This is a genomic window from Profundibacter sp. (assembly GCF_056498605.1).
Genome location: NZ_JBSMEZ010000076.1, coordinates 17,650 through 43,948, shown reverse-complemented (window position 1 = coordinate 43,948; position 26,299 = coordinate 17,650). Strand labels below are relative to the sequence as shown.

The following is a 26,299-nucleotide window of genomic DNA, read 5'->3' as shown; positions in this document are numbered from 1 at the left end:
TGTTTGACGAGTGAGAAAGTCCCAATCGTCAAACAAGTTTGTCAGATCTCAAAATGCACTCGGCCAAAGACAGCGCACCACATTAAAAACAAGCGCCATTGCCGCGCGAGCGGCTTCGTCCTTGTCCCGCAATGCGGTCATTCGCCCATCTTTTTTAAGGGTAGGCTAGGGGCAGCCGCATGGGGTCAGTCTATTCATCAACGGCGCTTTTGGAACGGGATTTGGTCAGCACCGCCAGCACCAAAATCAGCGCTACCAGATAGACCCCGAATGGTAAGAACGGCGTGACAAGCAGCAAGACCGCGGCCAGCGGTAGAATAAACCTTTGCTCGGCGTCAAATCGGGGATGGATGAACCAGAGGCCGAGCAGATACAGCGCGGCCGGAATGGCGACTGATGCCACGCCCAACTGGGTTGAAATATGCGCCTTATGCTCCAGAACCTCGACCATAACGGCCAGTCCAGCCCCCACAGCGGCCCCTGATGCAAACAATATGACATGCCCGTATGCCCAAATGATTGATACCTTTTTGCTCATCTGCAGGGCCTTGGCGTTTTCCTCAAAATATAGCCACCAGAGGGCGCAAACAATGACAAGACCACTGGTTGCAAGGCCGACAAAAGGCCAATAGATATTCCCACCGTGATAGGCGGCCTGAATGGCGATCCCGACCGAAAGCAGGCTTTCGCCCAGCACGATGATGTTCAGCAGGTTATAGCGTTCGACGATATGATGACGGTGCCAAGGGCTTGGTTTTTTGGCCTCGGCAAAAGCCGGCAATGAAAATTCACCCAGCATAATAAGCGGAAGAACACCAAACAGGATCGGGGGTTCAAACAATAGAACTGCCGAAACCCACATGATTTGCAACACAACGAGGCCCAGACCATAGCGGATCGCTGTTTCGCGCCATTCATGGTCGTTTGCAATGGCCGCACGCCACCATAAAAACGCCAACCCAAGCCGCATGATGACATAGCCAGTTAAAGGCAAAACCATGCTTTCGGTTTCAAAGTATCCCGGCACGCCCGCTGCGAGGATCATCGCACCGCCCATGATAACCATGGTGCCGATCCGGTGGGCGGTATCGTCGGAATCAAAGGCCGAGGCATACCAAGTGTAATTGACCCAGGCCCACCAAATGCTGATGAAGACGGCGGTGAATTTTATGATGGCCTCAAGGATGTCGCCTCCGGCATACATGTGGTGGAACCCTGTTGCGGCTGCGGCGATTGCGACAACGGTTACCAGATCGAAGAACAGTTCGAGCATGGTGGCGCTGCGGTGTTCCTCGGACGGATCACGGGCGGCAATTTTCTGGATTTTCATTTTGGCGCTTCCTGTGGTGGTGACGTTCGCGAATTGGCCGAGCGTATGAGCAGGAACGATATATGTCTAGGTGGGCTGGGGTGATCGTCGATGTAAGGTGCTGTTGAGTAGAGTCTATCAATTATCTCTTTCTCACATGTAGATCACTTGCCAGTTATTTCGCGACCGATCTGCTGGTGAGCCTTCTGCACCACATCCGGCATATCGCGCACGCCTTTTTCATAATCTCTACCAATTCCACCAGCCCAAGTATAACCAATCAGCGCGGCGACATCGCCTCGTTTCAGGGCGTAGGCGTAATAGGCATGGGCAACATCGGCCATGTCTGTTTCGGTCAATCCAGCGCTCAGGTGATAGGGGGTATGTTGGGCATCCATCACCATGACCAGTTTTTGTTCAGGCCCAAGGGTGGCTGCGGCGTGGTCCAGATAGCGGGTGTAACGCGGATCAGCGGAGGGATCGGGGATGGTGTAGGCGTTGAAGCCCCAATACTGGATGTTGCGGGCAATCGGGTCTGGGCCGTTTGGTGTGTAAGCCTCGATCACCATAACAGGGGTGTCGGGGTAAAGGCTGCGTAAGGTTTTGGCGGCGGTTTCAAGATCGGCGAGGGGCAGGTTGCGTAGGGCTGGTTCATCGGCGAGATAGAAGATCAGGTCACGCGGGGGCACGCCGCTTTGAGTGATGGCATCTTGCAGTAAGGGCAATAAGGCGTTGGCATTTCTGTTAGGGCGCATACGCCCCATGTTTTGGGAAAAGAACACGGGTTCAATATAAAAGAGCGGGGTGAAATGACGGGCAGAACGGCGCAGGCGCTGGGCTGTGATTTTGGGGGTGCCTGCGATGCAGACCTGATTGAGGTTGGTGAAATCGGCGACCTCGTCGGTGTAGTCGGTTTTATCGGTGTCATCGTGCGGATCATCCAGCCCGCAGCTTACAGCGGCAAACCCGAAGTATTTGAGCGGCGTGTCGGCGTAAACAGGTAGACCGAGGGCTGCAAAGATGGCGGCGATTTTGAACATGTCAGGTTATCCCCCGTCCTCTTTTAACTGGGTCCATATCTGCATATAGGCCTCGCCCATGCAGCTTTGATCGTCCATCACATTGCCCCAGTGGGGAATGACGGTCTGTATGTTGCAGTTGGTTTCAGCCAGATCAATTTGCAGTTTTTGTTTCTGCACAAGCAGGCTGTAGTAACGGTGGCTGGTAGAGCCGTTGCTGTCGAAATCAGGCGAGTTAGGGACGGCGTTCAGTTTTTCGTAAAATGCAGTCCAGGTGGCCCCCTCCCAATATTCAGTCCCTTTGTCGATGATCTCGGCGCATTCGATGTAGTTGATGCCGCAGGATATGTCGGTGTTGTGGCTGGTGGGGATGCTGTTTCGTTCGATGTTGCGGGCGATTTGTTCGATGCAGGAATTTGCGGGAACCTCGCGAACATCGACTTCGTTCAGATATCCCAGCATCTCGCAGCGCTCAAGCGTGGCGATGTTCAAACGGTCGGCGGGGAAACCGGCATCCTTAAAGGCGGCGAGACAACCCTCGACGTTGGCGGTCTGGCAGGTGTCCAGCGCATAGCCGATTTCGCGGCGCAGGGTAAAACCGGCGGTCAGCCTACCTTGGCACACATTGTAGAGGTTGTCTGACGGGATATTGATACAGTCATCAAACTGTTTTTGCATATCGAACATTCGCGGGGTTAGCTGGGTATCGGCGCGGGGTGCGGTGGGCAACGTGCAAAGGGCGAGGATCATCAGGATACGGGTCATTGGTAAACTACTTTTCAAAACTACGCTTTCCACCGCATTGGGGAATAGATAGGGGGAAATGTCCAGCGCATTGGGCTGGTCCCGAGTTAACCGCAAGGATGGATTTTAGTTGTCGCCGTCGTTTTTCAGGGTCAGCCACATGTCCGCATAGGCCGTGCTCATGCACCCCTCATAAACGGCTGTCTTGGCCCTTTGCATCATCATCATCTGGATGTTGCAGGTGGTTTCAGCCAGATCAATGCGCTGCTGCATCTGGCGCTCTAGCAGGCTGAAATAGCGGTGGCTGGCGACCGCCTCGGTAAAGACCGCCGCACCCGGGATGGTGTTTAGTTTGTCCTGATGCAGCGCCAAGACGGCGCTTTTCCAATACCGTGTGTCCATGGCGATGATTTCGGAACAGGAAACATAGCTGCGGCCACACGACATATCGCTGTCGTGGCTGGTGGGGATGTTGTGGCGCTCGATGTTGCGGGCGATGTGCTCAATACAGCTGTCTTCGGGCAGATATGTGATGTCGGTATCTTCCAGCCTGCCCAGCAGTGTGCAGGGGGGCAGCGTGGCGATGTTCAGGCGCTCGGCGGGGAAACCGGCGGTGTTGAAGGCGGCAACGCATCCGTCAACGTTGGTGGCGAGACACGCGTCCAGCGCAATGCCGATCTCGCGGCGCAGGGTGAAACCCGCCTCAAGTACGGCATAGCAGCTGAGGGAATGATCGTCTGAAGGGGTATCGAGGCCGTCGTTAAACTGGGATTGCAGATTGAACAACCACGGGGTCAGTTCGGTTTGGGCGCGCGGGGCGGTGGGCAACGTGCAAAGGGCGAGGATCATCAGAATACGCATCATGGGCGGCCTTACTTTTCAAAACTGCTTTTTCTTCGCTGCATTGGGGAATAGAAAGGGGGAAATGTCCAGCGTGTTGGGCTGATTGGGAATGGGTGCGATGGGTTTTACAGTGGCGATTGACGGGCCGGCGGCGTCAGGTAAGGGGACGGTATCGCGGGCGATTGCGGATCATTTCGGTTTTGCGCATCTGGATACGGGGTTGTTGTATCGGGCTGTCGGACGGCGGGTTCTGGACGGGGTTGAGCCGATAGAGGCGGCGCAAACCTTGCGGGCCGAAGATCTGGACGCCGATGATTTACGCACTGCCCCCGTGGCGCAGGCGGCCAGCAAGGCGGCGGCGATCCCTGAGGTGCGGGCAGCTTTGGTGGATTTCCAGCGGGCGTTTGCGATGCGGGGTGGTGGTGCTGTGCTGGACGGGCGTGACATTGGCACGGTGATTTGTGTGGACGCACAGGTAAAGCTGTTTGTGACGGCGTCCGATGTGGTGCGGGCCGAGCGGCGGTATCAGGAATTGGCGGGTAAGGGCGAAGATGTGAGCCGCGATGGGGTGCTTGCGGATTTGCGCACGCGTGATGCGCGGGATCGGGAGCGGGATGCGGCGCCTTTGATGGCGGCAGAGGACGCGGTGGTGTTGGATACAAGCGAGATGGCAATTGAAGAGGCGGTGGCTATGGCGGTGAAGGTGATTGAGGGTAGGCGACTCCCTCATAACCTTACCGGCGGACGATGCCATTCGTGACAATGCTGCCGATCGACGGAAAAGCGGCTTGGGCCAATTCCGGCACATCTTCCCAATCCGGCACAGGGTTTTTGGATTTGAAATAGTCAAATGTCAGTGTTCCCGGTCCAGAGGGTTCCTCTACAATGATCCGTCCCACCATGCCGCCATATTCATGCGGTGCGCAGTAGTAATCATAGACGCCGGGCACAGTTAGGGTGACTTCAAAACTATCGCCCGGATTGACCAGATAATCGCTGTCCCATGACGCGGCCTTTTCGGGAATACGTCGGGAATGGTTGTCATTGTCGGGGTGATAGGCGGTGGCGGTATGGACGTTTTCATGAATGGTCCAGCGCAGGGTGCTGCCAGAAGGCACAAGCAAACCAATCGGGTCAAACCACACGTGGGCTCCGTCTACATCGCTGCGCATACCGATATCAAACACAGTGTCTTGCGCTTGCAATCTGCTGCCGATTGCAACACCGGCGAGCATCAGCCCGCCAGTGTGCAACACGTCCCGTCGCGTGGGATTATTTAACATCGGCCGTCGCCGCATCAACATGCCACAAAACGATGTGATAATGTGGTTCATCAACGCCAGGGTGGCCAGCATTATAATACATATCAACCGAAGTTGTGGATGCACCTGCCACAGCAAGGCCGCCAAATTTCTTTTGTGCCTGCATGTCTTTAAGCGGGATCATATAGATGGTGCTGACCAGTTTGCCCGACTTGTCATAGGCGGCAAACGGACCTGCGGGCAGGGTGGCTGGATCGACGAAAAGGGTGCCGATCCCGGGGATGTGGTTGGGCAATGGCACCAAATCAGACACGGCCTGATAGGCACCACCTGCGGGTTTCATCGGGGACGCATTTTCAGCCGTTGCAGTGGTGGCAAGCGCTGTCAGGCCAAGGATAAGCATGGTTTTGTTAAACATAGTATTTTCTCCGGTTTTTAGGGTTAAGAACCGGATGGGAACGGATTAGTGATGCGGTTTTTGGTGTAGTTAGGTGGTTGAGCCTTTCTGAAGGTAGGCGATAACGGCTTGGGTTGTGCGGGCGCAGTGCACGCCGCCAAAAGGAAATGCATTCAAGGATTGCGCATCCAGCTGTCCCTCCAGACCTTTGCGCATAAGGGATTTGGCGCGGTGCAAACGGGTTTTGACAGTTGCCGGTTTTATAGTCAGCAGGGTGGATGTTTCAGCACCCGACATCTGTTCAATGACGCGTAGAACAAAGACCTCGCGAAAACCATCGGGCAAACGGTCGATTTCAGCCTCGATCATGCGTCGAACATCGCTCATAGCGGCCTGTCTCTCTGGGGAGGTTTGCGCGTCCATTTCCTGTTGAAAGACGCGGTTTATCGGGATCACATCGGGGTTTTGGGGGTTTTCGAACAGCTGCCTGCGGCGACTGATCTGGCGTAAGCGGTCTTTGGCCAGATTGACGGTAATCGAGGCAAGCCACGGCGCAATTTTATCCATATCGCGCAATTCAGCGGCATTGGTGAAGGCCTTGATAAAGGCATCTTGCACAACATCCTCGGCCTCATGGTTGTCGCGCAAAATGCTGCGCGCAATCCGGAACAATCTTTGGTTGTTGGCCTGCATAATGCGGGTCAGGTGTTCGGGTGCGCCATCGCGGGCCAGCGCTACGGCATCCCCCAAAGCGAGGGCGGTATTTTTCGTATTTGAGCGTTGTGACCGCATCACTGATCAATTCCCATCCAATTCGTTCGACATAGTATAGACGAATGGAGCGGTGAAAAGGTTCCCGATTTTGGAAGTTAATTACAAATTAGGGTATGAAACATCCCCTTGCCCAATCGGGCCGAACCCTCTATACGCGCCCAAGTCAAAGGATCGTTAGAATCTAGCAGAGCAGGGTCGGGGAACTTCCGGCCCTTGTTGTATTTAGAAACCTGCACTTTTGACATAACGAAATCTGAAAGACCGGCGGAGCCAACCGCACGGCCAGTATAAACGCTATAAAAGGAAAATGAGACCACATGGCTCAATTAACATCTATGGAGGACTTCGAAGCCCTTCTTGAAGAAAGCTTCGAAATTGACACACCTGTTGAAGGTTCTGTCGTAAAAGGCAAAGTTATCGCAATCGAAAGCGGTCAGGCCATCATCGACGTCGGCTATAAAATGGAAGGCCGCGTAGATATCAAAGAATTCGCAAATCCGGGTGAAGCTCCTGAAATCGCTGTTGGCGACGAAGTGGAAGTGTTCCTGCGGATGGTCGAGAACTCCAAGGGCGAGGCTGTGCTCAGCCACGAAATGGCGCGCCGCGAGGCCGCATGGGACCGTCTGGAGAAAGCATACGCAGATGAAGAACGTGTTGACGGCGCCATCTTTGGCCGTGTCAAAGGCGGCTTTACGGTTGATCTGGGCGGCGCTGTTGCGTTCCTGCCAGGATCACAAGTTGACGTGCGCCCTGTGCGTGACGCGGGTCCGCTGATGGGTCTGAAGCAGCCGTTCCAGATTCTGAAAATGGACCGTCGCCGTGGCAACATCGTTGTTTCGCGTCGTGCGATCCTTGAAGAATCCCGTGCAGAACAGCGCGCCGAAGTTATCGGCAAGCTGGCTGAAGGTGATAGCATCGAGGGTGTGGTCAAGAACATCACCGAATACGGTGCGTTTGTTGATCTGGGCGGTGTTGACGGGCTGTTGCACGTCACTGACATGGCATGGCGCCGTGTGAACCACCCATCTGAAATTCTGGCGATTGGTGAGACAATCACTGTTCAGGTGATCAAGATCAACAAAGAGACCCACCGCATCAGCCTTGGCCTGAAACAGCTGCAGGATGATCCGTGGACTGTGGTTGAAGGCAAGTTCCCGTTGGAATCTGTGCACACGGGCCGCGTGACCAACATCACCGACTACGGTGCATTTGTTGAGTTGGAGCCGGGCGTTGAAGGTCTGGTTCACGTTTCGGAAATGTCTTGGACCAAGAAAAACATCCATCCTGGTAAAATCGTTTCCACCAGCCAAGAAGTTGAAGTTATGGTTCTGGAAATCGATCCGGTCAAACGGCGCGTTTCCCTTGGTCTGAAACAGACCATGCGCAACCCGTGGGAAGTGTTTGCAGAAACCCACCCAACCGGCACCGAAGTCGAGGGCGAAGTCAAGAACATCACAGAATTTGGTTTGTTCATCGGCTTGGACGGCGACATCGACGGCATGGTTCATTTGTCAGACCTGACATGGGAAGGCCGTGGCGAAGACGTGATTGGCGATTTCCACAAGAACGATGTGGTCAAGGCCGTTGTCACCGAAGTCGACGTTGAAAAAGAACGCATTTCCCTGTCGATCAAAGCGCTGGACGGTGATCCGTTCGAAGGTGCGACTGATGGCGTGAAACGCGGTTCGATCATCACGGTTGAAGTGACCTCGATCGAGGATGGTGGCATTGAAGTGACGTATGAAGGTATGAAATCCTTTATCCGTCGTTCCGACCTGTCGCGTGACCGTGCCGAGCAGCGCCCCGAGCGTTTTGGTGTTGGTGACAAGATCGACGTTCGTGTAACCAACATCGACGCCAAGACACGTCGTTTGGGTCTGTCGATCAAAGCGCGCGAAATTGCCGAAGAGAAAGAAGCCGTAGAGCAATATGGTTCTTCCGATTCAGGCGCATCACTGGGTGATATTCTGGGCGCGGCACTGAAAAGCGGCGACGAGTAAACACACCATTACGGTGGTAAAATTCAGGCGGCCTTGCAGATGCGGGGCCGCCTTTTTTGATGCGAATCGGCAAGGGGCGAGGTGGACCTGACAGGCGACGATTCATTGCGCTGATTGCGCAAACACGCAAGGTGCGGCGTAATATCGCTCTAAATCAGCGTATTAGCGTGAAATAATTGTCATATTAGCATCGCAATATGTTTCTCAAACCGAAAAAATTCGCCTATAGTCATTTGATAGTCGCGCATCAGCTGCCGTTGCAACGCGAATAGCGCAAACATGATTTGTCGGGGGGACAATTGGTATGATCAGGTCAGAGTTGGTTCAGAAAATTGCGGATGATAATCCACATCTTTATCAACGGGACGTTGAACGTATCGTCAACACCATCTTTGAAGAGATCATTAATGCGATGGCCAAAGGTGATCGGGTCGAACTACGTGGCTTTGGTGCGTTCTCGGTTAAAAAGCGTGACGCACGTATCGGGCGCAACCCACGCACGGGCGCATCCGTTAATGTTGAGGAAAAGCACGTGCCGTTTTTCAAAACCGGCAAATTGCTGCGTGATCGTTTGAACGGAAAATAGGCCCCCCATTATGCGTTACATTCGCTATGCATTTTTGATTGTGCTGGCCGTAGCACTGGTTACGGTCGCAATGGCCAATCGTGGTGCGGTGACGCTTCGGTTGCTACCAGAGGAACTGGCCGGATTTGTACCATTGCCCAACACGCTGCAATTGCCACTGTTTGCAATCATCTTTGGCGGCATTGTGGCCGGTCTGTTGATCGGCTTTGTCTGGGAATGGTTTCGCGAACATAAGGGTCGGCGCGATGGGGCGCGGGCGCAGCGTGATGTTAAAAGCCTTGAGCGTGAAGTGACCCGCCTAAAGGGTGATGTGGTTGACGACAAGGACGAAATCCTTGCCCTGCTGGATAAGAGCGCCTAAACGCCTGCTATGGCATCTGATATTAAAGTAAAAATCTGTGGTTTGCGCGATGCGCGACATGTTGCGACGGCTGTTGCGGCAGGGGCAGGGTATCTGGGGTTTGTGTTTTTTGAGAAATCACCGCGCTACGTGACGATCCCCCAAGCCCGGGATTTGGCGGTTGAAGTGCCGATTGGCGTGGCCAAGGTGGCGCTGACGGTGAACGCCGATGATGCGCTGCTGGACGCGATTTGTGGTGCGGTGCCGCTGGATATGCTGCAATTACATGGCACCGAAAGTGTTGAGCGCGTGGCCGAGGTGAAGCAGCGCTACGGGCTGCCGGTGATGAAGGCGATCGGGGTTGCCGATGAGGGTGATCTGGCTGCACTCGATGCTTATGGCCATGTGGCCGATCAATTGCTGGTGGATGCCAAGCCGCCCAAGGAGGCTGTGCTGCCTGGTGGTAACGGGCTGGCTTTTGACTGGCGTTTGATTGCCAACAGGCGCTGGTTTGCGCCGTGGATGCTGGCGGGTGGATTAACGCCAGACAATGTGGCCGAGGCGGTGCTTTTGACAGGGGCGCTGCAGGTCGATGTATCGTCTGGTGTAGAAACCGCGCCCGGGGTAAAGGACAATGAATTAATCGCGGCGTTTGTTGCCGCCGCGCAAGGAGAAGCAAGATGAGTGATCGGATCAACAGTTTCAAAACCGGACCCGACGAGAATGGCCGTTTCGGGGATTTTGGCGGGCGGTTTGTGTCAGAAACCCTGATGCCGCTGATCTTGTCGCTGGAAGAGCAGTTCGAGATTGCCAAAACCGACGACAGTTTCTGGGCTGAAATGAACGATCTGTGGACCCATTATGTGGGCCGCCCCAGCCCGCTGTATTTTGCGGATCGTCTGACCGAGCATCTGGGCGGGGCCAAGATTTATTTGAAGCGCGATGAGTTGAACCACACCGGCGCGCATAAGATCAACAACGTGTTGGGCCAGATTATTCTGGCGCGGCGCATGGGCAAGACGCGGATTATCGCGGAAACCGGGGCTGGGCAACACGGGGTGGCGACCGCCACGGTGTGTGCCAAGTTTGGTTTGAAATGCGTGATTTTCATGGGGGCGCACGATGTGGAGCGCCAATCGCCCAATGTGTTTCGCATGCGTCTGCTGGGGGCCGAGGTGGTTTCGGTCACGTCGGGCCGTGGCACGCTAAAGGACGCGATGAACGATGCGATGCGCGATTGGGTGACTAATGTGGACGACACGTTCTATTGCATCGGCACCGTGGCGGGACCACACCCATACCCCGAAATGGTGCGGGATTTTCAGGCAATCATTGGCAAGGAAGCCAAAGAGCAGATGCAGGCGGCCGAGGGGCGTTTGCCCGATACGCTGGTGGCTGCAATCGGTGGTGGATCCAACGCGATGGGGTTGTTTTTCCCGTTTCTGGATGATGCGTCAGTGAACATCATCGGGGTCGAAGCGGGCGGTAAAGGTGTGAATGCTAAGATGGAACATTGCGCATCGCTGACGGGTGGACGACCCGGAGTTTTGCACGGCAACCGCACCTATTTGTTGCAGGATGATGATGGTCAAATTCTGGAAGGGTTTTCCATTTCGGCGGGGCTGGATTACCCCGGCATAGGTCCCGAGCACAGCTGGCTGCACGATATTGGCCGTGCGCAATATGTGTCGATCACCGATGTCGAGGCACTGGACGCGTTTCAGTTAAGCTGCGAGATGGAAGGCATTATTCCGGCGCTTGAGCCCAGCCACGCGCTGGCCCATGTGATGAAAATCGCCCCTGATCTGCCAAAGGATCACCTGATCTGCATGAATATGTGTGGCCGTGGCGACAAGGATATTTTCACAGTCGCCAAGGCGTTGGGTGTCGACATGGATACCGGTGGATGATCCAATACATCTCTAATTAGGTTGATAGAAAGTCTTCGGCGCGGGTTCTTCTGAATGGTCATATCCGTTAAAAAGCTGGGGCTATTAAAGGCATTTCTGGCCTAAGTTACGGTCAGCCGGCATAAACTTGTGTTTAATTCACAGGTGTTTTGGTGAAATTCCAAAGGAATAATAACCAGTTAAATATTGGTAAAATTGTTTAATTGCAATTGGATAAGAGTAACCCTTTGGTTTAGGGGCGAATAAATATCGACCTTAAACCTTGGGTCAATATCAACTCCGGTCGAAATGTTGTTTTTGATGTCTCAAGGGCGCTTACAGCCCGAAACCGAAGATGAAAAACAAACTGAAAAAGGACTATGATATGAAAAAGACACTTATAGCGAGCACCGCAGCTTTGTTGATGACGACAGTAGCAACATTCGCGGTAACCCCTGAAGAGGTTATCAACGACCTGAAAACGCAGGGCTATGACCGTATTACAATTAAACGGGGTGTGATCAAATCTACTATTCATGCAACCGGCCCGAATGGTGAGCGTGAGATTGTATTGAACAACAACTCAGGAGATATTGTCAAAGACGAAACAAGCAATAGCTCTGATAGCAGTGATGATTCTGATAGCGTTGACGATGATAGCAGCGATGATCAGGATGATAGCAGCGATGATCACGATGGTGGCGATGACGATCACGATGGCGGTGATGACAGCAGCGACGATCACGATGGCGGTGATGATAGCGGCGACGATCACGATGGTGGTGATGACGACTAATATAGCGTAAGGTAAAATGAAGTTCGCTCTCCTGTTATACAGGGGGGCGAAAAGGGGTTTGGATGATGTTGAAACGGATACTATTTGTTGTGGTTGTAATGTTGGCAAGCAGTGCTGTGTCCCAGGCTTTTGCCAACCCAGTTTCTGACAAGGTTGTTGCCGAGCTTAGGGCGCAAGGATTTGATGATATCACGGTGGCTCGGACATGGCTTGGGCGTCTTCGCATCGTTGGGACCAGTGCCACACAAGAGCGAGAGCTTATTATACACCCGTTGACAGGCGAAGTCCTTCGGGAGTTTATAACATTACTAAACCCATCTAACACGAATAATATATCTAACTCCGGATTAGGCAGTGGAACAAACGGCACCGGAGGCGGCGAAGATGACGATGGCGGCAATGACGATGATGGCGGTGACGATGGCGGCGATCATGACAGTGGCGAAGATGACAGTGGCGAAGATGACGGTGATCATGGTGGTGATGATGATTGATGCCCGTATACCTGCTGTAATTTCTTTGGGCTCACTTTATGTCAGATAAAAACTTAATCCTCGTTGTTCTTGTGATCCAAATCCTTTGCGCAGCATTCTTTATCGCTGATATGGCGTCGACTATATTTGGGTTTCCCTTTTTACCACGTAGCTGGATGATCTACGAGGCGATGGAAATATCGGCCGCTTTAGGCCTGGTGATTGGATCTGTGATGAGTGCGATCGCCTTTCGTCGCGCGTATCAGCACCGAAAACGGGTCGAGTTACAATTGAAAGCTGCATCTGGGGCATTCATGGAAATGCTGAATGATAAGCTTGCTGAATGGGGGCTGACGCCAGCCGAGCGCGATGTGGCTTTGTTCGCCATTAAGGGATTCTCCACCAAGGAAATATCCAAAATGCGCGAAACATCCGAGGGTACGATAAAGGCGCAGACCAATGCGATTTATCGCAAAGCAGGCGTTAGCGGGCGGCCGCAATTGTTAAGCCTGTTTATTGATGATTTGATGGGGGATGCGATAGTTGATATTTCTTAAAGGGCGCTAGCAATCAGTCGAAAAATCCGGATATTTTCATCTGATACTCCGGCCTCGCGGAATTTCTTGTCCGCTGCCGTGGTGGCAATGACCACGCCCAACGGGCGGTTCACATAGATATACTGGCCGTAAATCCCGCGCGCCATGTATTCGCCCTCAACCGCGCCAACCGGCACCCACCATTGATAGCCGTAACCGATGTGCTCCGCCGCTGTGGGTGCACTGGCGCGGGTCGAGGCGTTGACCCAGTCCTCGGGCACGATTTGGGTCCCGTTCCAGCGTCCGCCATTCATGAACATCTGGCCAAAACGGGCGTAATCGCGGGTGGTGACGTTCAAGCCGCCCAGAACAAGGGCCACGCCGTCACCATCGGTGACGTAATAGGGCGCGGCTTCAAATCCCATCGGGGTGATGATCTTTTCTTCCAGCAATTCAGCCACGCTGCGCCCTGTCGCCCCACGGATGATCATGCCGATCACATGGGTGTCGATTGATACGTATTGCCATGTTTTGCCCGGCTCGTGCTGGCGATCATTGATACCGGCGGCAAAGCCATCCATCGACCACCCCAGCGCCAGAACGCGGCCCATGCGGTTAATGTCGGAATTGAAATCAAGGTAATCCTCGTTAAAGCGCACGCCGCTGGCCATGTTCAGCACATTACGCAGTGTTGCGCCATCATAAGCGCTGCCCGCTAAGGACGGGGCGTATTTGGTGACAGGATCATCCAGCGAGGCGATCTGCCCTTCGGCCATTACAATACCGAACAGGGCGGACAGGAAGCTTTTGGCGACAGACCATGAAATGCGCAGATCATCGGAGGTGGTTCCGAGGAAATAGTCCTCGGCAACAACTGCGCCGTCTTTCAACACCACAAGCGAGGTGACGCTGCGGTTCTTGATCCAGTCGTTGACCTCGTCGGGCAAATCGGCGGCTGCGCCTGTGGGCAGGGGGCTGACATTGCCATCGCCACGGATCAAGGGGCGGGTCAGGAACATGGTGTCCATATGGCTGAAATTATTGACGATCTTTTCTTGTGAAAACAGGCTGTTTACGGCCATCAGGCGGGTAATTTTCTCGCGCTGCCAAAAGGCGACGGCGGCCAGAATGATGGCCAACAGCAGAATACCCCGCACGGAATATTTGATAAATTTACGCATGATCCCCCCGATCTATGGCAGCAGGATGCAACGGGTCGGGGGCGGTGGCAATGCTGACGTTACGGCGCGGTGTGGGGGAGGTGAGCCATCTGGCCATAGTGCAACATATCCAAAAAATCAAAATGTGTTGCGCATTTTCTTTGTTTTGTGCACAAAATAATGCTAGTCAGCCCCTAGGTTTTTAGAATTTCGTTTTTACACTTTTACACTTTTACACTTTTACACTTTTACACTTTGGCTAATCTATTTGAATTTAGGACTAATTATGAAATATTTACTTCTTTCAACAACCGCTTTCGTCTCTTTCGCGGCATCTGCGCAGGCACAACAGCAAACTTTTGATTGGAACGGCTGGTATCTTGGCGGCCAAGTGGGCCTTACCCAAAATCAGGCGACATACGAAGATGTTGACTATGACTGGTACGGCCACACGATGGACTTTAATTCGCTCGGCGGCTCTTTGGGTGCGCAGGTGGGTTATAACAGGGTTCAGAACAATCGCCTTGTCGGTATCGAGGCTGATTTCAGCTTCCTGACCAACTCGGAAACTTCAATTTACGCATCCAACGACAACATCCTGAATTCAGCCAATTACCTTGCCACGCTGCGCGGGCGGACAGGTCTGGCAGTTGATAACACGTTGGTGTTTGTAACGGGTGGTTTGGCTTTTGCGAATTTTGACCGGTCGTGGACCGAGTTTAATGACGTGCCGGATTCGTGGCCCGATCTCGGGGCAAGCAAAGTTGGCGTTTCCCTTGGGTTCGGTATTGAGCACGCGATCAATGACAAGTGGTCCGTGAGCGGGTTGTATACCGCCAACATCTTCGGTGAAAACACAAGCGTTAACGCCAATGGATTCCCATTGCGGATCAATGACGACATTCACCGCGTCAGCCTTGCCTTTAACTATAACTTTGGTGGTGGTGCAGGCGGTACGTCTGGCGGAGCAAGTACAGGCGGGACGCCAGCTGATTTCTCGGGCGCATATGTAGGGGCGTTGATGGGAATTGGCGCTAGCGCTGTTGCCCAAAGCGACATTGATTTTAACAACATCGGCGGAAGCTATGATGTTGGCGGTGCCGGTGGGATTGCAGGTGTGAAAGCTGGATACAACTGGCAAGATGGTGCTGCGGTTTATGGCATTGAGGCACAGATTGTCGCCTCGTCCCTGGGGGACACCTATAACTCAGTTGCTGTCGGGGATATCGACGCCAGTATTGACAGTTACGCAAGTATCCGCGGTCGCGCGGGGGTCGCGGCGGGTAATACACTGATGTATGTACTGGGTGGTATAACTGTTGCGGATGTTACCAACCAGCACAGCTTTGATGAAGATGTCGGCGGCAGCTATACAGGTTTGACCGTTGGCGCAGGTGTTGAACAATCCATTTCTGACAAGCTGTCATGGAATGTTGAAGCAGCCTATACATTGTTCGATGGCGACGATGATCCGAACGGAAACCTATACCACGGGTCTGCGGATATGTTGACGGTATCGGCCGGTTTGAATTATTATTTTGGTGCTGACGATCGTCGCATGGGTACTGGTGCATTGTCGCCAACGCACGATTGGGCTGGTTCCTACTATGGTGTTGATGTTGCATTGTTGGCAAATCAGGCAACCGTTACCGACGTAGACTACTATGATTATGGTGGTAGCTTTGATGTGAACTCGCTTGGTGCAGGTTTTGGCGCGCATATCGGCCACAACTGGCAGAACGGCAGCTTTGTTTACGGCGCGGTCGCTGATCTGGCTGTCTTTTCGAATGACGAGAAGCGGACAGATACTGGATCTCGTGAAGTCGCGTCAGCCGTGGAAGCCATGGCAACAATTCGTGGTCGTGCAGGTATCGCAACCGGCAACAGCCTGTTTTACCTAACCGGTGGTCTGGCACTTACAAAGTCTGATCTGCAACACGCCTATTTGCCTGCACCTGACGCTGACAGCTTTGATCTGAGCGATACACGCGTTGGTTTGGTGGTTGGCATGGGTATGGAGCACGCCTTGAGCGAGAGGAGCAGTTTCAAGGTTGAGGTGTTATTCACAGAATCCGATGAAAGCAGCTATTTCAACGGTGACGACTGTTCAGGACCGGTGGGCTTTGATGGCGGAGCCTGTAACATGAATGGCAGCGATACCAGCGTGTTGGTCAAAGCAGGCTATTCCTGGTCATTCTAATCTGATGATATTTGAATAGCCCCCGAAATTTAGGGGCTATTCAGAACGGGAATCGGCGGCCAATTTCTGCCTCTTGATGCTGCCAGTCAAATTTATTACTGCGTCATAATACTCGGTAGGTTCAGGCCGTTCTCCTGTGCGCATTCAAGCGCGTCCTCATAGCCTGCATCGGCATGCCGCATGACGCCGGTGGCCGGATCATTCCACAGGACACGGTCCAGTCGCCGGTCGGCATCCGCCGAGCCATCACAGCAAATCACCATACCGGAATGCTGCGAAAACCCCATGCCAACACCACCACCATGATGCAGCGAAACCCATGTCGCCCCGCTGGCGGTGTTCAGCAGCGCGTTCAGCAACGGCCAGTCCGAAACCGCGTCTGATCCATCCTTCATCGCTTCGGTTTCGCGGTTGGGGGAGGCGACCGAGCCACTGTCCAGATGATCGCGGCCAATCACCACGGGGGCCGACAATTCGCCGTTGCGCACCATTTCGTTAAACGCCAGCCCCAGCTTGTTTCTGATCCCCAGACCGACCCAGCAAATCCGTGCGGGCAAGCCCTGAAACGCGATCCGTTCGCGGGCCATATCCAGCCAGTTGTGCAGATGCGAGTCGCCCACCAGCTCTTTCACCTTGGCATCGGTTTTGTAAATATCTTCGGGATCGCCTGACAACGCCACCCAGCGAAACGGGCCAATGCCACGGCAGAATAGCGGGCGGATGTAGGCGGGCACAAAGCCTGGAAAATCAAACGCGTTTTCCAACCCCTCATCCAGTGCGACCTGCCGGATGTTGTTGCCATAATCGAATGTCGGCACACCGGCGTTGTGAAAATCAACCATCGCAGCCACATGGACCTTCATGCTGGCCTTGGCCGCCTTTTCCACCGCTTTCGGGTCACTTTCCTGCATCGCCTGCCACTGGGAGACGCTCCAGCCTTGGGGTAGATAGCCGTGGATCGGGTCATGGGCGCTGGTTTGGTCGGTCACCATATCCGGACGGACGCCGCGTTTGTAAATTTCAGGGAACACATCAGCGGCGTTGCCGATCAGCGCCACTGATTTCGCTTCGCCCGCAGCGCACCATTTGTCGATCATTGCTAGGGCCTCGTCCAGTGACGAGGTTTTTTCATCGACATAGCGCGTGCGCATGCGAAAATCGGCGCGGGTTTCGTCGCATTCCACGGCCAGACAACAGGCGCCTGCCATCACGGCTGCCAGCGGTTGTGCCCCGCCCATACCGCCAAGCCCTGCGGTCAATACCCACTTGCCGGTCAGGTTGCCATCGTAATGCTGGCGGCCCGCCTCGACAAAAGTTTCATAAGTGCCCTGCACGATGCCTTGGGTTCCGATGTAAATCCATGACCCGGCGGTCATCTGGCCATACATCATCAGACCCTTTTTATCGAGATCATTGAAGTGATCCCAAGTCGCCCAATGTGGCACCAGATTGGAGTTGGCAATCAGCACTCGCGGCGCGTCCGAGTGGGTGCGAAAGACGCCCACGGGTTTGCCCGATTGCACCAACATGGTTTCATCGTCTTCCAGTGTTTTCAGGGTCTCGACCATCATGTCAAAATCCTGCCATGTGCGTGCCGCCCGCCCAATGCCGCCGTACACCACCAACTCGTGCGGGTTCTCGGCAACATCCGGATGCAGGTTGTTCATCAGCATCCGCAAAGGCGCCTCGGTCTGCCAGCTTTTGGCGTTCAGTGTGGTGCCGGTTGGCGGGTAAACATCGCGGGAATTTTTACGTGGATCGGTCATGGCTGGGGTTCCTTTGGCGTTAAAGGGCAAGGCTGTTCAATGATTGCAGGATTTGCGACAGGGGGCGGCGGATATTTGTGGCCAGATTATTGCGGTAGGTCCAAGGGGCGGTCTCGTCCATATAGGCACGTTGGGCCAGTTCCATCTGGATGGCGTGGACGCCGGTTTGCGGTTTGCCATAATGGCGGGTGGCCCAGCCGCCTTTGAAACGGCCGTTGACCACGTGGTCATAGTCCGGCGCGGCGGCACATATCTTGCGGGTGGCTTGTTCAACCAGCGGGTCACAGGTTTTGCCGTCATCGGTGCCGATGCTGAAAATCGGTAGGGTGCCGTTAAACAAAAACGGGATGTTCGAGCGGATCGAGTGGCAGTCAAACAGGATGGCAAACCCGTGCTGCTGTTTCACCCGCGCAATCTGGGTGGTAAGGGCGGCGTGATAGGGGGCGTGGAATGTCAGGCGGCGGGATTCGATTTCATCTGTCGATGGTGCCTGCCCGTCTTGCCAGATTGCCTGCCCGTCAAAATCCGTTAGCGGGCACAGGCTGGTGGTGTTTTGACCGGGGTAGAGCGACGCGCCAAGCGGGTCGCGGTTGGCATCGATCACATAGCGATGGAACGTCGCCTGAACCACAGTGGCTGTGGGTAGTAACCCGTCATAAAGTTGGTTGATATACCAGTCGGTATCATCCAGCCCGTTGCCGCGCACATTCAGCCGCGCGGCCAGATCATCGGGCACATAGGTGCCGCCGTGGGGTTGGCCAAGGATGATCGGGCTCTCGCCCTGATGGGTAATGACCGGAGTCATTGGCCAAGGTCCGGCAGTGGAATATCAATCACTGACAGGATCTGGGCCGATGCCATGAGCAGGCTGGCGGCCTCTAGATCCGGTGCGAGATAGCGATCATCGCCGATGGTTTTCACGTCTTGGCGTAGCCGCGCCAGCACCGATTGCAAGGGGTGGCTGGTTTCCAAAGGTGCGCGAAATTCCACCCCTTGGGCGGCGCATAACAGTTCGACCCCCAGAATGTAGTTCAGGTTTCGCACCATCTGCTGCAGGCGCCGCGCCCCGTGGGCTGCCATGGAAACATGGTCTTCCTGATTGGCGCTGGTCGGGGTGCTGTCGGTCACGCAGGGGTTGGCCAGATGTTTGTTTTCAGACATCAGGGCGGCGGTGGTGACTTCGGCAATCATCAGGCCGGAATTTAGGCCCGGATTGGGGGTTAAAAACGGCGGCAAGTCGTGGCTAAGGGTCGGATCAACCATAAGTGCGACGCGCCGCTGTGCGATGGCGCCGATTTCGGCCAGTCCCAGTGCGATCATATCGGCGGCAAAGCCTACGGGTTCGGCGTGGAAATTCCCGCCTGATACGATCATATCGGCGTCCACCAGAACCAGCGGGTTGTCGGTGGCGGCGTTGGCCTCGATTTCAAGGGTGGCGGCGGCTTGGCGCAGCACATCCATCGCGGCACCGGTCACCTGTGGCTGGCAACGAATGCAGTAGGGGTCTTGCACGCGGGTGTCGTCCTTTAAATGGCTTTGGCGAATGATCGATCCATCCAGCAGGCCACGAATGGCCGCTGCCACCTCGATTTGGCCACGGTGGCCGCGCAGGGCATGGATTGCGGGCTGAGTCGGGGCCGTTGACCCCATGATCGCGTCTGTCGACATGGCGGAAGTAACCAGCGCATTTTGCGCCGCGCGCCACGCCTGAAACAACCCTGCCAGCGCGAATGCAGTGGAAAACTGGGTGCCGTTGATAAAGGCCAGCCCTTCCTTGGGGCCAAGGATGATGGGGGTCAGGCCAGCCGCCTTTAGCGCCTGTTCACCAGACATGACTCGCCCGTCATATTCTGCCTGTCCTTCGCCGATCAGCACCGCCGTCATATGCGCCAGCGGGGCCAGATCACCGGAGGCCCCGACCGAGCCTTGGGCCGGAATAACGGGGGTGACGCCGCGTTCCAGCATGGTTTCCAGCAGTTCAATCCGGTCCCAACCAACGCCGGATGCGCCGCGGCCAAAGGACAGCAGCTTCAGCGACATCATCAGTCGAACCATATGGGTTGGAATGGCATCCCCAACCCCGCAGCAATGGCTGAGGATCAGATTTCGCTGCAGGGTGGCGGCATCTTCCGGTGCAATTTTAATGCTGGCGAGTTTGCCAAAACCGGTGTTGACGCCATAAACCGGCACCGTCCCGCCCGCAGCAACCGCGATGCGGTCCGCCGCCAGTTCAACCGACGCGCGACAGGTTCGATCAAGCGTGATACTGGTCTGGTTCCAGAAAATATCGGCCAGTTGTTTCAGCGAAACGTCACCGGGGACCAGTGATAGCGGTTTCATAGCTCACCTTTGAATATTCGGGCTTCAAGCGCATTAAATCCAATGCGATAGGACAACTCGGACGGATGTTTGACATTCCAGACGGCCAGATCGGCCCGCAGGCCTGTTTTGACCATCCCGCTATCATTAATGCCTAACGCGCGCGCCGCGTTGCGGGTGGTGCCTGCCAAGGTCTCCTCGGGTGTCATGCCAAACAGGGTGCAGGCCATGTTCATCGACAGCAGTAGCGATGAAATCGGCGAGGAGCCGGGGTTGCAATCGGTGGCCACAGCCATTGGAACGCCGTGTTCGCGCAAGGCGTCAATTGGCGGCTTTTGGGTCTCGCGCAACGTGTAGAAGGCACCGGGCAGAATGACGGCGACGGTTTTGGCGGCGGCCAGTGCTTGCACGCCGCTGTCGTCCAGATACTCGATATGGTCCGCCGACAGGGCGCCGTATGAGGCCGCCATTTTGGCCCCGCCCAAATTCGACAGTTGTTCTGCGTGTAATTTAACGGGCAAGCCCAGATCAACCGCTACATCAAAAACTCGCGCAATTTGGGGCGGGGAAAATGCGATGCCCTCGCAAAACCCGTCCACCGCATCCACCAGCCCCTCGGCATGGGCGGCACGCAGGGCAGGGATGCAAACCTGATCGATATAGCCATCTGCATCGCCGCTAAATTCGGCAGGCACCGCATGCGCCCCTAGAAATGTTGTGCACACTCTGATCGGGCGCAGATTGCTGATGCGCCGTGCCACGCGCAGCATTTTCAACTCGGTCTCAATGTCCAGACCATAGCCAGATTTCACTTCAATCAGGCTAACTCCTTCAGCGATCAACGCGTCAACACGGGGCAAGGCGTCAGCCAAAAGATCAGCCTCGCTGGCCGCACGGGTCGCCTTTACCGTCGATACGATCCCGCCGCCGGCCCGTGTGATTTCCTCATAGCTGGCCCCTTGCAGACGCATTTCAAATTCTTTTGCACGGTTGCCGCCCGCAACGATATGCGTGTGACAATCGATCAATGCGGGGGTGATCAGCCGTCCGTCCATATCATGTCGCGGCAAGGTTTTGTATTTCGTGGGCATATCCGCTTGGGCGCCTAGCCAACAGATAGCCCCGTTTTCAATCGCAATATCAGTATGTTGCAACAACCCGTATGGCCCCGAAATATCTGGGTCCATTGTCGCAATTGTTGCGTTTGTCAGGATATATCCGTGATCCGTCATAGGGTTCCAAATTACATGTTGCTAAAATCAGCTTTAATCTCCTATCTTTATTATGTCTATACATATGGTGGCTGGATGAAGATTTTTGCAAACCGCGCGTGGCTCTCGACCCAATGGCAATCGGACGTTCGGGTGGTGGTTAAGGGCGGCGTTATCTATAATGTTGATGTTCAGGCAACGCCTGCAGCTGGTGATATTCGTGTCGATACCCTACTGCCCGCGCTGGCCAATCTGCATAGCCACAGCTTTCAACGCGCGATGGCCGGAATGACCGAATTTCGCGCGGCGGGCCAAGACAGTTTCTGGACATGGCGCAGGTTGATGTATCAATTTCTGGAGCACCTGACACCGGAACAGATCGAGGCGATTGCCGGACTGGTCTTTATGGAAATGCTGGAAGCAGGATATGCTTCGGTTGGGGAATTTCACTATGTGCATCATCAAGTGGGCGGGGCGCGGTATGACGATCCGGCCGAGACAACCCACAGGATTATGGCGGCTGCTTTGCGGGCGGGTATCGGCCTGACCCACCTGCCTGTGCTTTATACATACGGTGGCGCGGGGCAGGCGGAACTGAATCACGGGCAGTTGCGGTTTGGCAATTCTGTTGATCAATTTCCAGCGATTGTCGAGGCGGCAAAAACGGCGGCCACAGCACTGTTCGCCGATACAGTTGTGGGTATTGCTCCCCATTCCCTGCGGGCCACATCGCCAGACGATTTGGCGCAAATCACGGCGGCTTATCACGATGGCCCGATCCATATTCACATCGCAGAGCAACCCAAAGAGGTTGCTGAAATCATCGGCTGGTTGGGCGCGCGCCCTGTGGAATGGTTGCTGAACACTCAAAATGTCACGTCCAACTGGTGCCTGATCCACGCCACCCATATGACCGATGCAGAAACCACCGCGCTTGCCAAATCCGGCGCTGTGGCAGGGCTGTGCCCGATCACCGAGGCCAACCTTGGCGATGGTCCGTTTAACGGGCCGGGTTATTTGGCGGCGGGCGGGGCGTATGGTTTGGGGTCGGATTCCAACGTGCGGATATCCCTGACCGAGGAATTGCGCACATTGGAATATTCCCAACGGCTGCGGGATTTGCAGCGCAATGTGATGGTCAAAGATACCGGATCGGTTGGCAAAACGCTGTATCTGGGGGCTGCCGCTGGGGGTGCGCAGGCGCTGGGCCGTAAGGCCGGGGAAATAAAACAAGGTCAACTGGCGGATCTGGTGGCAATCAACAGCGAGCACCCGCATCTGTGCAGCTTGAGCCCCGACCAGATTTTTGACGGGCTTTGCTTTGCCTCTGATGATAGTGTGATCAGCGATACATGGTCCGCTGGACGCCATGTGGTGCAAGGAGGGCAGCACATCAAAAGGGATGTGATTGTTGCAAACTACCAAGCGGTTATTGCCCAGCTGAAAACAGGCCTTACATCATAGGAAATGGATAGCGAAATCGAACCCTTGCCAGAGCAAAAGAAACCAGAATCAAAATCACTACATCTGCGCATTCTGCATGATGTCGAGAGCAAGATTGTGTCTGGCGTGTGGGCGCCGGGGTTCCGGATACCTTTTGAAACCGATATGGCCAAGGAATACGCATGCTCGCGCATGACGGTGAACAAGGCCCTGACAGAGCTAACACGCGCGGGGTTGTTAGAGCGCAATCGCAAATCCGGAACGTTTGTCAAAGCGCCACGATCGCTTTCGGCGGCACTGGAAATCACCAATATCCGCGACGAGGTTGAAAAGGCGGGCAAGATGTATTCCTATCAGTTGTTGAGCGACGATCCGAATGCGCCCAAACCTGATTTTCTAGGCTACCTAGGCGCATCGGCCTTTTGTGAAATTCGCAAAGTGAAATGCCTGCATTTTGCCGATGGTGTTCCATTTTGTTTTGAAGAGCGGATCATCAGCAAGAATGCTGTTCCCCAAGTGGACACCGCGTCATTTGAGCAAGAGGCCCCAGGCGCATGGCTGTTCAAAACGGTGCCGTGGAATTCGGCCGAGCACCAGATATCGGCCTGCGCCGCCACGGCGGAGGTGGCCGGGTTTCTGGATATCCCCCCCGGAACGGCTTGCCTTATGGTTGAACGTATCACGCAAAATTCAAAGGGTTACGTCACTTGGGCCAGACTCTCCTACCCAGGCGAGGAGCACCGGCTTTTTGCCAAGTTTACGCCAACCGGATAATCTGGGTGAACGGCGCTGCAATTCTGGCAATTTGTCAGAGTTTCTATGGCCATATCGCATATTCGATGGGCAGCGATGGCCTTTTGAAGCTTATGCGACTGAGCCGTGGTAACAATCCCCTTCATATGCAATTAGCTTCGGAACAACGGGCGGGTTAAACAGGTGGGTCCACCTTCGCATCCAATACACAGGGCAGCCCCCTCAAACACCTGAACTGTGATACCCGCATTCGTCAGGGCAGCTCGGGTTGCGGGAAAACCATCAAGCATAATGCAGTTTCCCGGGGTCGTAGCCAATACATTTGTACTCAGCGTGTTGCTGCCTTCAAACTCTGCGAATGGGGCCTCAATAAGGGTGAACTGTTTGGCCTTCAGCAATTGCCACAAGCCAACTGGCAGCAGTGGCATACACACCAATGCAGCATGCGTATCGACAAGGCTGACAAGCGACATCAAATGCAAACATGCATCGGATCCCAGATAAACCGGCAGATCAAACGCGTGCACCTTTATGCCAAGAGGGGTCATAATCGCGCGTAGCTGATCAACGCCAGCCTGATTGGTCCGAAACCCACGGCCAACAACAAGCGTGTGGTCATCCAGCCATAACGTGTCACCGGCTTCGGCACGCGCGTCATCCTTAATGGTGCCGACAATGGGAATTACATGGGTTTGGTAAAAGGCACGGTGCAGTTCCTGCTCGCCAGATCGCAATGCCTTGCCCGGTGACATCAATATCGCACCGGACGGGGTCATCAAGGAGGCATCATAGGTGAAAACGGCATCTGCAATGCCATGGTCATCCTCTGGCATCCAGTAGATTTCGACACCTGCGGCATCCAATGCACGGATGAGAGACGCATGGACATCCACAACCTTTTGCGGATCAAATTGTGGGCCATAATGCCATAATGCCGGATCAGCATTTATCAGGGACGCGCCGGGCTGCTTAACCGCCACTTTGCGCAATGGCGCCGTCATTGAGGAAACACCGAACATCATTCGTTGCCCTGCACACGATCCAGAAAATCTGCGTCGCTGTTGCACAAATGCAGTGCATCTTTGGTGGTGATCGCGGTGCAAAACTCGCCATGTAAGCTGGCGATTGACATATTATGCACTAGATCGGGGTCATAATCGATGCCATCATGGCCGACAGAATTTACCGTCGTACAGCTGTCGTGCACCAGATAGGTATCAAACCCCATGTTGCCTGCCATGCGCACTGTGGTTTCGATACAGACATTGGTGAAAAACCCCACAACAACCAACCGCTGAATGCCCGCACGGCGCAGATCCAACTCCAGCGAGGTGCCGATAAAGCCGCTATTCACATCCTTTTCAACAACGATGTCCTGATCTTCAGGCTCCATTCCGTCAATCTGCTGACCGCTTTCCAGGCTTAGCTTCAGCGGTGAATTCTGCTCTCTTGAATCGTGCTTGGTAAAGGCGACCTGTCGGCCGGATTTACGCCATTCAGCCAGTAATGAAAGGATGTTTGCCTCGGCATCCGGATTATTGCGTCGACCCGTCGCGCCACCATAATAGGCGGTATCATTTACGCCTTTTGAACGTCGATCAAAAGCAGAGCGGTCGTGGCATTGAACTGTTGTATCATGGATTCCCTCCAAACAATACATTTGTTTAGTGGCGATACGTTTGTATAGTCAACTGCGGGCTGCTACAATGACGCAAAGCGGAGGGGCGCAATAATGACCAGCAACAGCCGAGACATAGCCGGTGATAATAAAACCCCGCCCGCCGGTCGCGCCAAACTGATCGAGGCTGCCTTATCTTGCATGGCCGACTTTGGCATTAAGGGCACAACAGTGCGCAGCATTGCCGAGCGGGCAGATGTGACTCTGGGTCTGGTCAGGCACCACTTTGGCACCAAAGAATGGCTGCTGGTCGAAACCTATCAGCATTTGAACGACATCGCCGTTGTCCAGATCGCCAATGCAATTATGGTCAATAAAGATGATCCCGACCTTGCGCTGGAAGGGGCCATTCAGGCGATGTTCCCGCCAGATTTAAGCGACGTGCGGCAAATGCGGATTTTGGTCGCTTTTTGGGGGCTGGTTCCCAGCAATCCCAACTTTGCCAAAGTTCAAGCCCAGACAAACGCAGCGATCCATGCACTGTTCGTTGAGATGATTGAAATGCATCAGGGGCAATCAAAGGACGCGCATGACATAGCACATGGTATTGTCGCCCTATCGGATGGGCTATGGCTTGAGTGTTGCATGAACCCCGCCTGCATGTCGCCAACCAAAGCAATCAGGATAGCCACCAGTTTTTGCAAAGCGCGCCTGGGTCTTGCCGATACACAGGTGTTAACGGTGGCGTAAATCCTACTGCAAATCCGGTTGTTCACTTGCAATTGGTTGCTATTTCATGTGCCCGACGAGAAGAGATCGTTTGGCGCGTGTTGGGCATCTATCAGCATCCAGTCAAAACCG

The 26,299-nt window shown here is 54.6% G+C and carries 27 protein-coding genes; 13 read left to right on the top strand and 14 right to left on the bottom strand.

The genetic code is table 11. The annotated features are described in order from the left end of the window. Positions 1-190 precede the first annotated feature (190 nt). The 4 genes from ACWB12_RS07840 to ACWB12_RS07825 form a co-directional block, all read right to left on the bottom strand. Positions 191-1,330: a low temperature requirement protein A gene (locus ACWB12_RS07840; protein WP_479529515.1), complete on the bottom strand. Its 1,140-nt coding sequence runs from the start codon at positions 1,328-1,330 to the stop codon at positions 191-193. Positions 1,331-1,473: 143 nt separating this feature from the next. Next, entirely contained in the window at positions 1,474-2,349 is an 876-nt protein-coding gene (locus tag ACWB12_RS07835) for a hypothetical protein (protein WP_479529514.1), read from the bottom strand. Positions 2,350-2,355: 6 nt separating this feature from the next. After that, positions 2,356-3,093, bottom strand: coding sequence for a hypothetical protein (locus ACWB12_RS07830; protein ID WP_479529513.1), 738 nt, complete (start codon positions 3,091-3,093; stop codon positions 2,356-2,358). Positions 3,094-3,198: 105 nt separating this feature from the next. Then, positions 3,199-3,933 carry a hypothetical protein gene (locus ACWB12_RS07825; protein ID WP_479529512.1) on the bottom strand — a complete coding sequence of 245 codons (735 nt, stop codon included), beginning with the start codon at positions 3,931-3,933 and terminating at the stop codon, positions 3,199-3,201. A 100-nt stretch (positions 3,934-4,033) separates the two neighbouring features. Between ACWB12_RS07825 and ACWB12_RS07820 the strand changes: the two genes are divergently transcribed. Further along, complete coding sequence (locus tag ACWB12_RS07820) at positions 4,034-4,675, top strand: (d)CMP kinase (protein ID WP_479529511.1); 642 nt, start codon at positions 4,034-4,036, stop codon at positions 4,673-4,675. Here the strand turns inward: ACWB12_RS07820 and ACWB12_RS07815 are convergent. The 3 genes from ACWB12_RS07815 to ACWB12_RS07805 all read right to left on the bottom strand — a co-directional run bounded on the left by ACWB12_RS07815 (position 4,650) and on the right by ACWB12_RS07805 (position 6,366). Continuing rightward, entirely contained in the window at positions 4,650-5,198 is a 549-nt protein-coding gene (locus ACWB12_RS07815) for a plastocyanin/azurin family copper-binding protein (protein ID WP_479529510.1), read from the bottom strand. The genes ACWB12_RS07820 and ACWB12_RS07815 overlap by 26 nt on opposite strands. Then, positions 5,188-5,595, bottom strand: coding sequence for a hypothetical protein (locus ACWB12_RS07810; RefSeq protein WP_479529509.1), 408 nt, complete (start codon positions 5,593-5,595; stop codon positions 5,188-5,190). Before ACWB12_RS07810 ends, ACWB12_RS07815 begins: the two co-directional genes overlap by 11 nt. 69 nt (positions 5,596-5,664) lie before the next feature. Beyond that, complete coding sequence (locus tag ACWB12_RS07805) at positions 5,665-6,366, bottom strand: RNA polymerase sigma factor (RefSeq protein WP_479529508.1); 702 nt, start codon at positions 6,364-6,366, stop codon at positions 5,665-5,667. Between the two features lie 299 nt (positions 6,367-6,665). Here ACWB12_RS07805 and rpsA point away from each other — a divergent pair, with 299 nt between their 5' ends. The 8 genes from rpsA to ACWB12_RS07765 all read left to right on the top strand — a co-directional run bounded on the left by rpsA (position 6,666) and on the right by ACWB12_RS07765 (position 12,989). Continuing rightward, positions 6,666-8,348 carry a 30S ribosomal protein S1 gene (rpsA, locus tag ACWB12_RS07800; protein ID WP_479529507.1) on the top strand — a complete coding sequence of 561 codons (1,683 nt, stop codon included), beginning with the start codon at positions 6,666-6,668 and terminating at the stop codon, positions 8,346-8,348. 304 nt (positions 8,349-8,652) lie between these two features. Then, a complete protein-coding gene (gene ihfB / locus ACWB12_RS07795) occupies positions 8,653-8,934 on the top strand; it encodes an integration host factor subunit beta (protein WP_479529506.1) in 282 nt (93 codons plus the stop codon). 10 nt (positions 8,935-8,944) lie between these two features. After that, positions 8,945-9,295, top strand: coding sequence for a LapA family protein (locus ACWB12_RS07790; RefSeq protein ID WP_479529505.1), 351 nt, complete (start codon positions 8,945-8,947; stop codon positions 9,293-9,295). Between the two features lie 9 nt (positions 9,296-9,304). Continuing rightward, on the top strand, positions 9,305-9,958 hold the full coding sequence (locus ACWB12_RS07785; RefSeq protein ID WP_479529504.1) for a phosphoribosylanthranilate isomerase: 654 nt from the start codon (positions 9,305-9,307) through the stop codon (positions 9,956-9,958). Next, entirely contained in the window at positions 9,955-11,184 is a 1,230-nt protein-coding gene (gene trpB / locus ACWB12_RS07780; protein ID WP_479529503.1) for a tryptophan synthase subunit beta, read from the top strand. Before ACWB12_RS07785 ends, trpB begins: the two co-directional genes overlap by 4 nt. Before the next feature lie 334 nt (positions 11,185-11,518). Then, a complete protein-coding gene (locus ACWB12_RS07775; protein WP_479529502.1) occupies positions 11,519-11,959 on the top strand; it encodes a hypothetical protein in 441 nt (146 codons plus the stop codon). Positions 11,960-12,021: 62 nt separating this feature from the next. Continuing rightward, the gene (locus tag ACWB12_RS07770; protein ID WP_479529501.1) at positions 12,022-12,453 is read left to right on the top strand and encodes a hypothetical protein; all 432 of its coding nucleotides are present in this window, start codon (positions 12,022-12,024) and stop codon (positions 12,451-12,453) included. Between the two features lie 38 nt (positions 12,454-12,491). Then, the gene (locus tag ACWB12_RS07765) at positions 12,492-12,989 is read left to right on the top strand and encodes a helix-turn-helix transcriptional regulator (protein WP_479529500.1); all 498 of its coding nucleotides are present in this window, start codon (positions 12,492-12,494) and stop codon (positions 12,987-12,989) included. Here ACWB12_RS07765 and ACWB12_RS07760 read toward each other — a convergent pair. Beyond that, entirely contained in the window at positions 12,986-14,149 is a 1,164-nt protein-coding gene (locus tag ACWB12_RS07760; protein ID WP_479529499.1) for a serine hydrolase domain-containing protein, read from the bottom strand. The two genes, ACWB12_RS07765 and ACWB12_RS07760, sit on opposite strands and share 4 nt — an antisense overlap. A gap of 265 nt (positions 14,150-14,414) precedes the next feature. Between ACWB12_RS07760 and ACWB12_RS07755 the strand changes: the two genes are divergently transcribed. Then, positions 14,415-16,328: an outer membrane protein gene (locus ACWB12_RS07755; protein WP_479529498.1), complete on the top strand. Its 1,914-nt coding sequence runs from the start codon at positions 14,415-14,417 to the stop codon at positions 16,326-16,328. A 95-nt stretch (positions 16,329-16,423) separates the two neighbouring features. Here the strand turns inward: ACWB12_RS07755 and hutU are convergent, their stop codons facing one another. Genes hutU through hutI form a run of 4 tightly spaced genes read right to left on the bottom strand, consistent with a single transcriptional unit; the run spans position 16,424 to position 21,645 of the window. Then, positions 16,424-18,094: a urocanate hydratase gene (gene hutU / locus ACWB12_RS07750; RefSeq protein WP_479529497.1), complete on the bottom strand. Its 1,671-nt coding sequence runs from the start codon at positions 18,092-18,094 to the stop codon at positions 16,424-16,426. A gap of 19 nt (positions 18,095-18,113) precedes the next feature. After that, on the bottom strand, positions 18,114-18,899 hold the full coding sequence (hutG, locus tag ACWB12_RS07745; RefSeq protein ID WP_479529496.1) for an N-formylglutamate deformylase: 786 nt from the start codon (positions 18,897-18,899) through the stop codon (positions 18,114-18,116). After that, the gene (hutH, locus tag ACWB12_RS07740) at positions 18,896-20,434 is read right to left on the bottom strand and encodes a histidine ammonia-lyase (RefSeq protein WP_479529495.1); all 1,539 of its coding nucleotides are present in this window, start codon (positions 20,432-20,434) and stop codon (positions 18,896-18,898) included. The genes hutG and hutH overlap by 4 nt, the downstream gene beginning before the upstream one ends. After that, the gene (hutI, locus tag ACWB12_RS07735) at positions 20,431-21,645 is read right to left on the bottom strand and encodes an imidazolonepropionase (protein WP_479529494.1); all 1,215 of its coding nucleotides are present in this window, start codon (positions 21,643-21,645) and stop codon (positions 20,431-20,433) included. The genes hutH and hutI overlap by 4 nt, the downstream gene beginning before the upstream one ends. Positions 21,646-21,720: 75 nt before the next feature. On the opposite strand from hutI, the gene ACWB12_RS07730 reads away from it, so the two are divergent. Together ACWB12_RS07730 and ACWB12_RS07725 are read left to right on the top strand one after the other, a co-directional pair. Next, on the top strand, positions 21,721-23,088 hold the full coding sequence (locus ACWB12_RS07730) for a formimidoylglutamate deiminase (RefSeq protein WP_479529493.1): 1,368 nt from the start codon (positions 21,721-21,723) through the stop codon (positions 23,086-23,088). 3 nt (positions 23,089-23,091) lie between these two features. Beyond that, positions 23,092-23,841, top strand: a complete 750-nt coding sequence (locus tag ACWB12_RS07725) for a UTRA domain-containing protein (protein WP_479529492.1) — start codon at positions 23,092-23,094, stop codon at positions 23,839-23,841. 131 nt (positions 23,842-23,972) lie between these two features. Here ACWB12_RS07725 and ACWB12_RS07720 read toward each other — a convergent pair whose 3' ends face one another. Both ACWB12_RS07720 and ACWB12_RS07715 read right to left on the bottom strand, forming a co-directional pair. After that, positions 23,973-24,842 (bottom strand): dimethylarginine dimethylaminohydrolase family protein, encoded by an 870-nt coding sequence (locus ACWB12_RS07720; RefSeq protein ID WP_479529491.1) that lies wholly within the window; start codon positions 24,840-24,842, stop codon positions 23,973-23,975. Further along, positions 24,839-25,471, bottom strand: a complete 633-nt coding sequence (locus ACWB12_RS07715; protein ID WP_479529490.1) for an isochorismatase family protein — start codon at positions 25,469-25,471, stop codon at positions 24,839-24,841. The genes ACWB12_RS07720 and ACWB12_RS07715 overlap by 4 nt, the downstream gene beginning before the upstream one ends. A gap of 81 nt (positions 25,472-25,552) precedes the next feature. On the opposite strand from ACWB12_RS07715, the gene ACWB12_RS07710 reads away from it, so the two are divergent. Next, positions 25,553-26,188: a TetR/AcrR family transcriptional regulator gene (locus ACWB12_RS07710; RefSeq protein WP_479529489.1), complete on the top strand. Its 636-nt coding sequence runs from the start codon at positions 25,553-25,555 to the stop codon at positions 26,186-26,188. Positions 26,189-26,299: the final 111 nt, after the last annotated feature.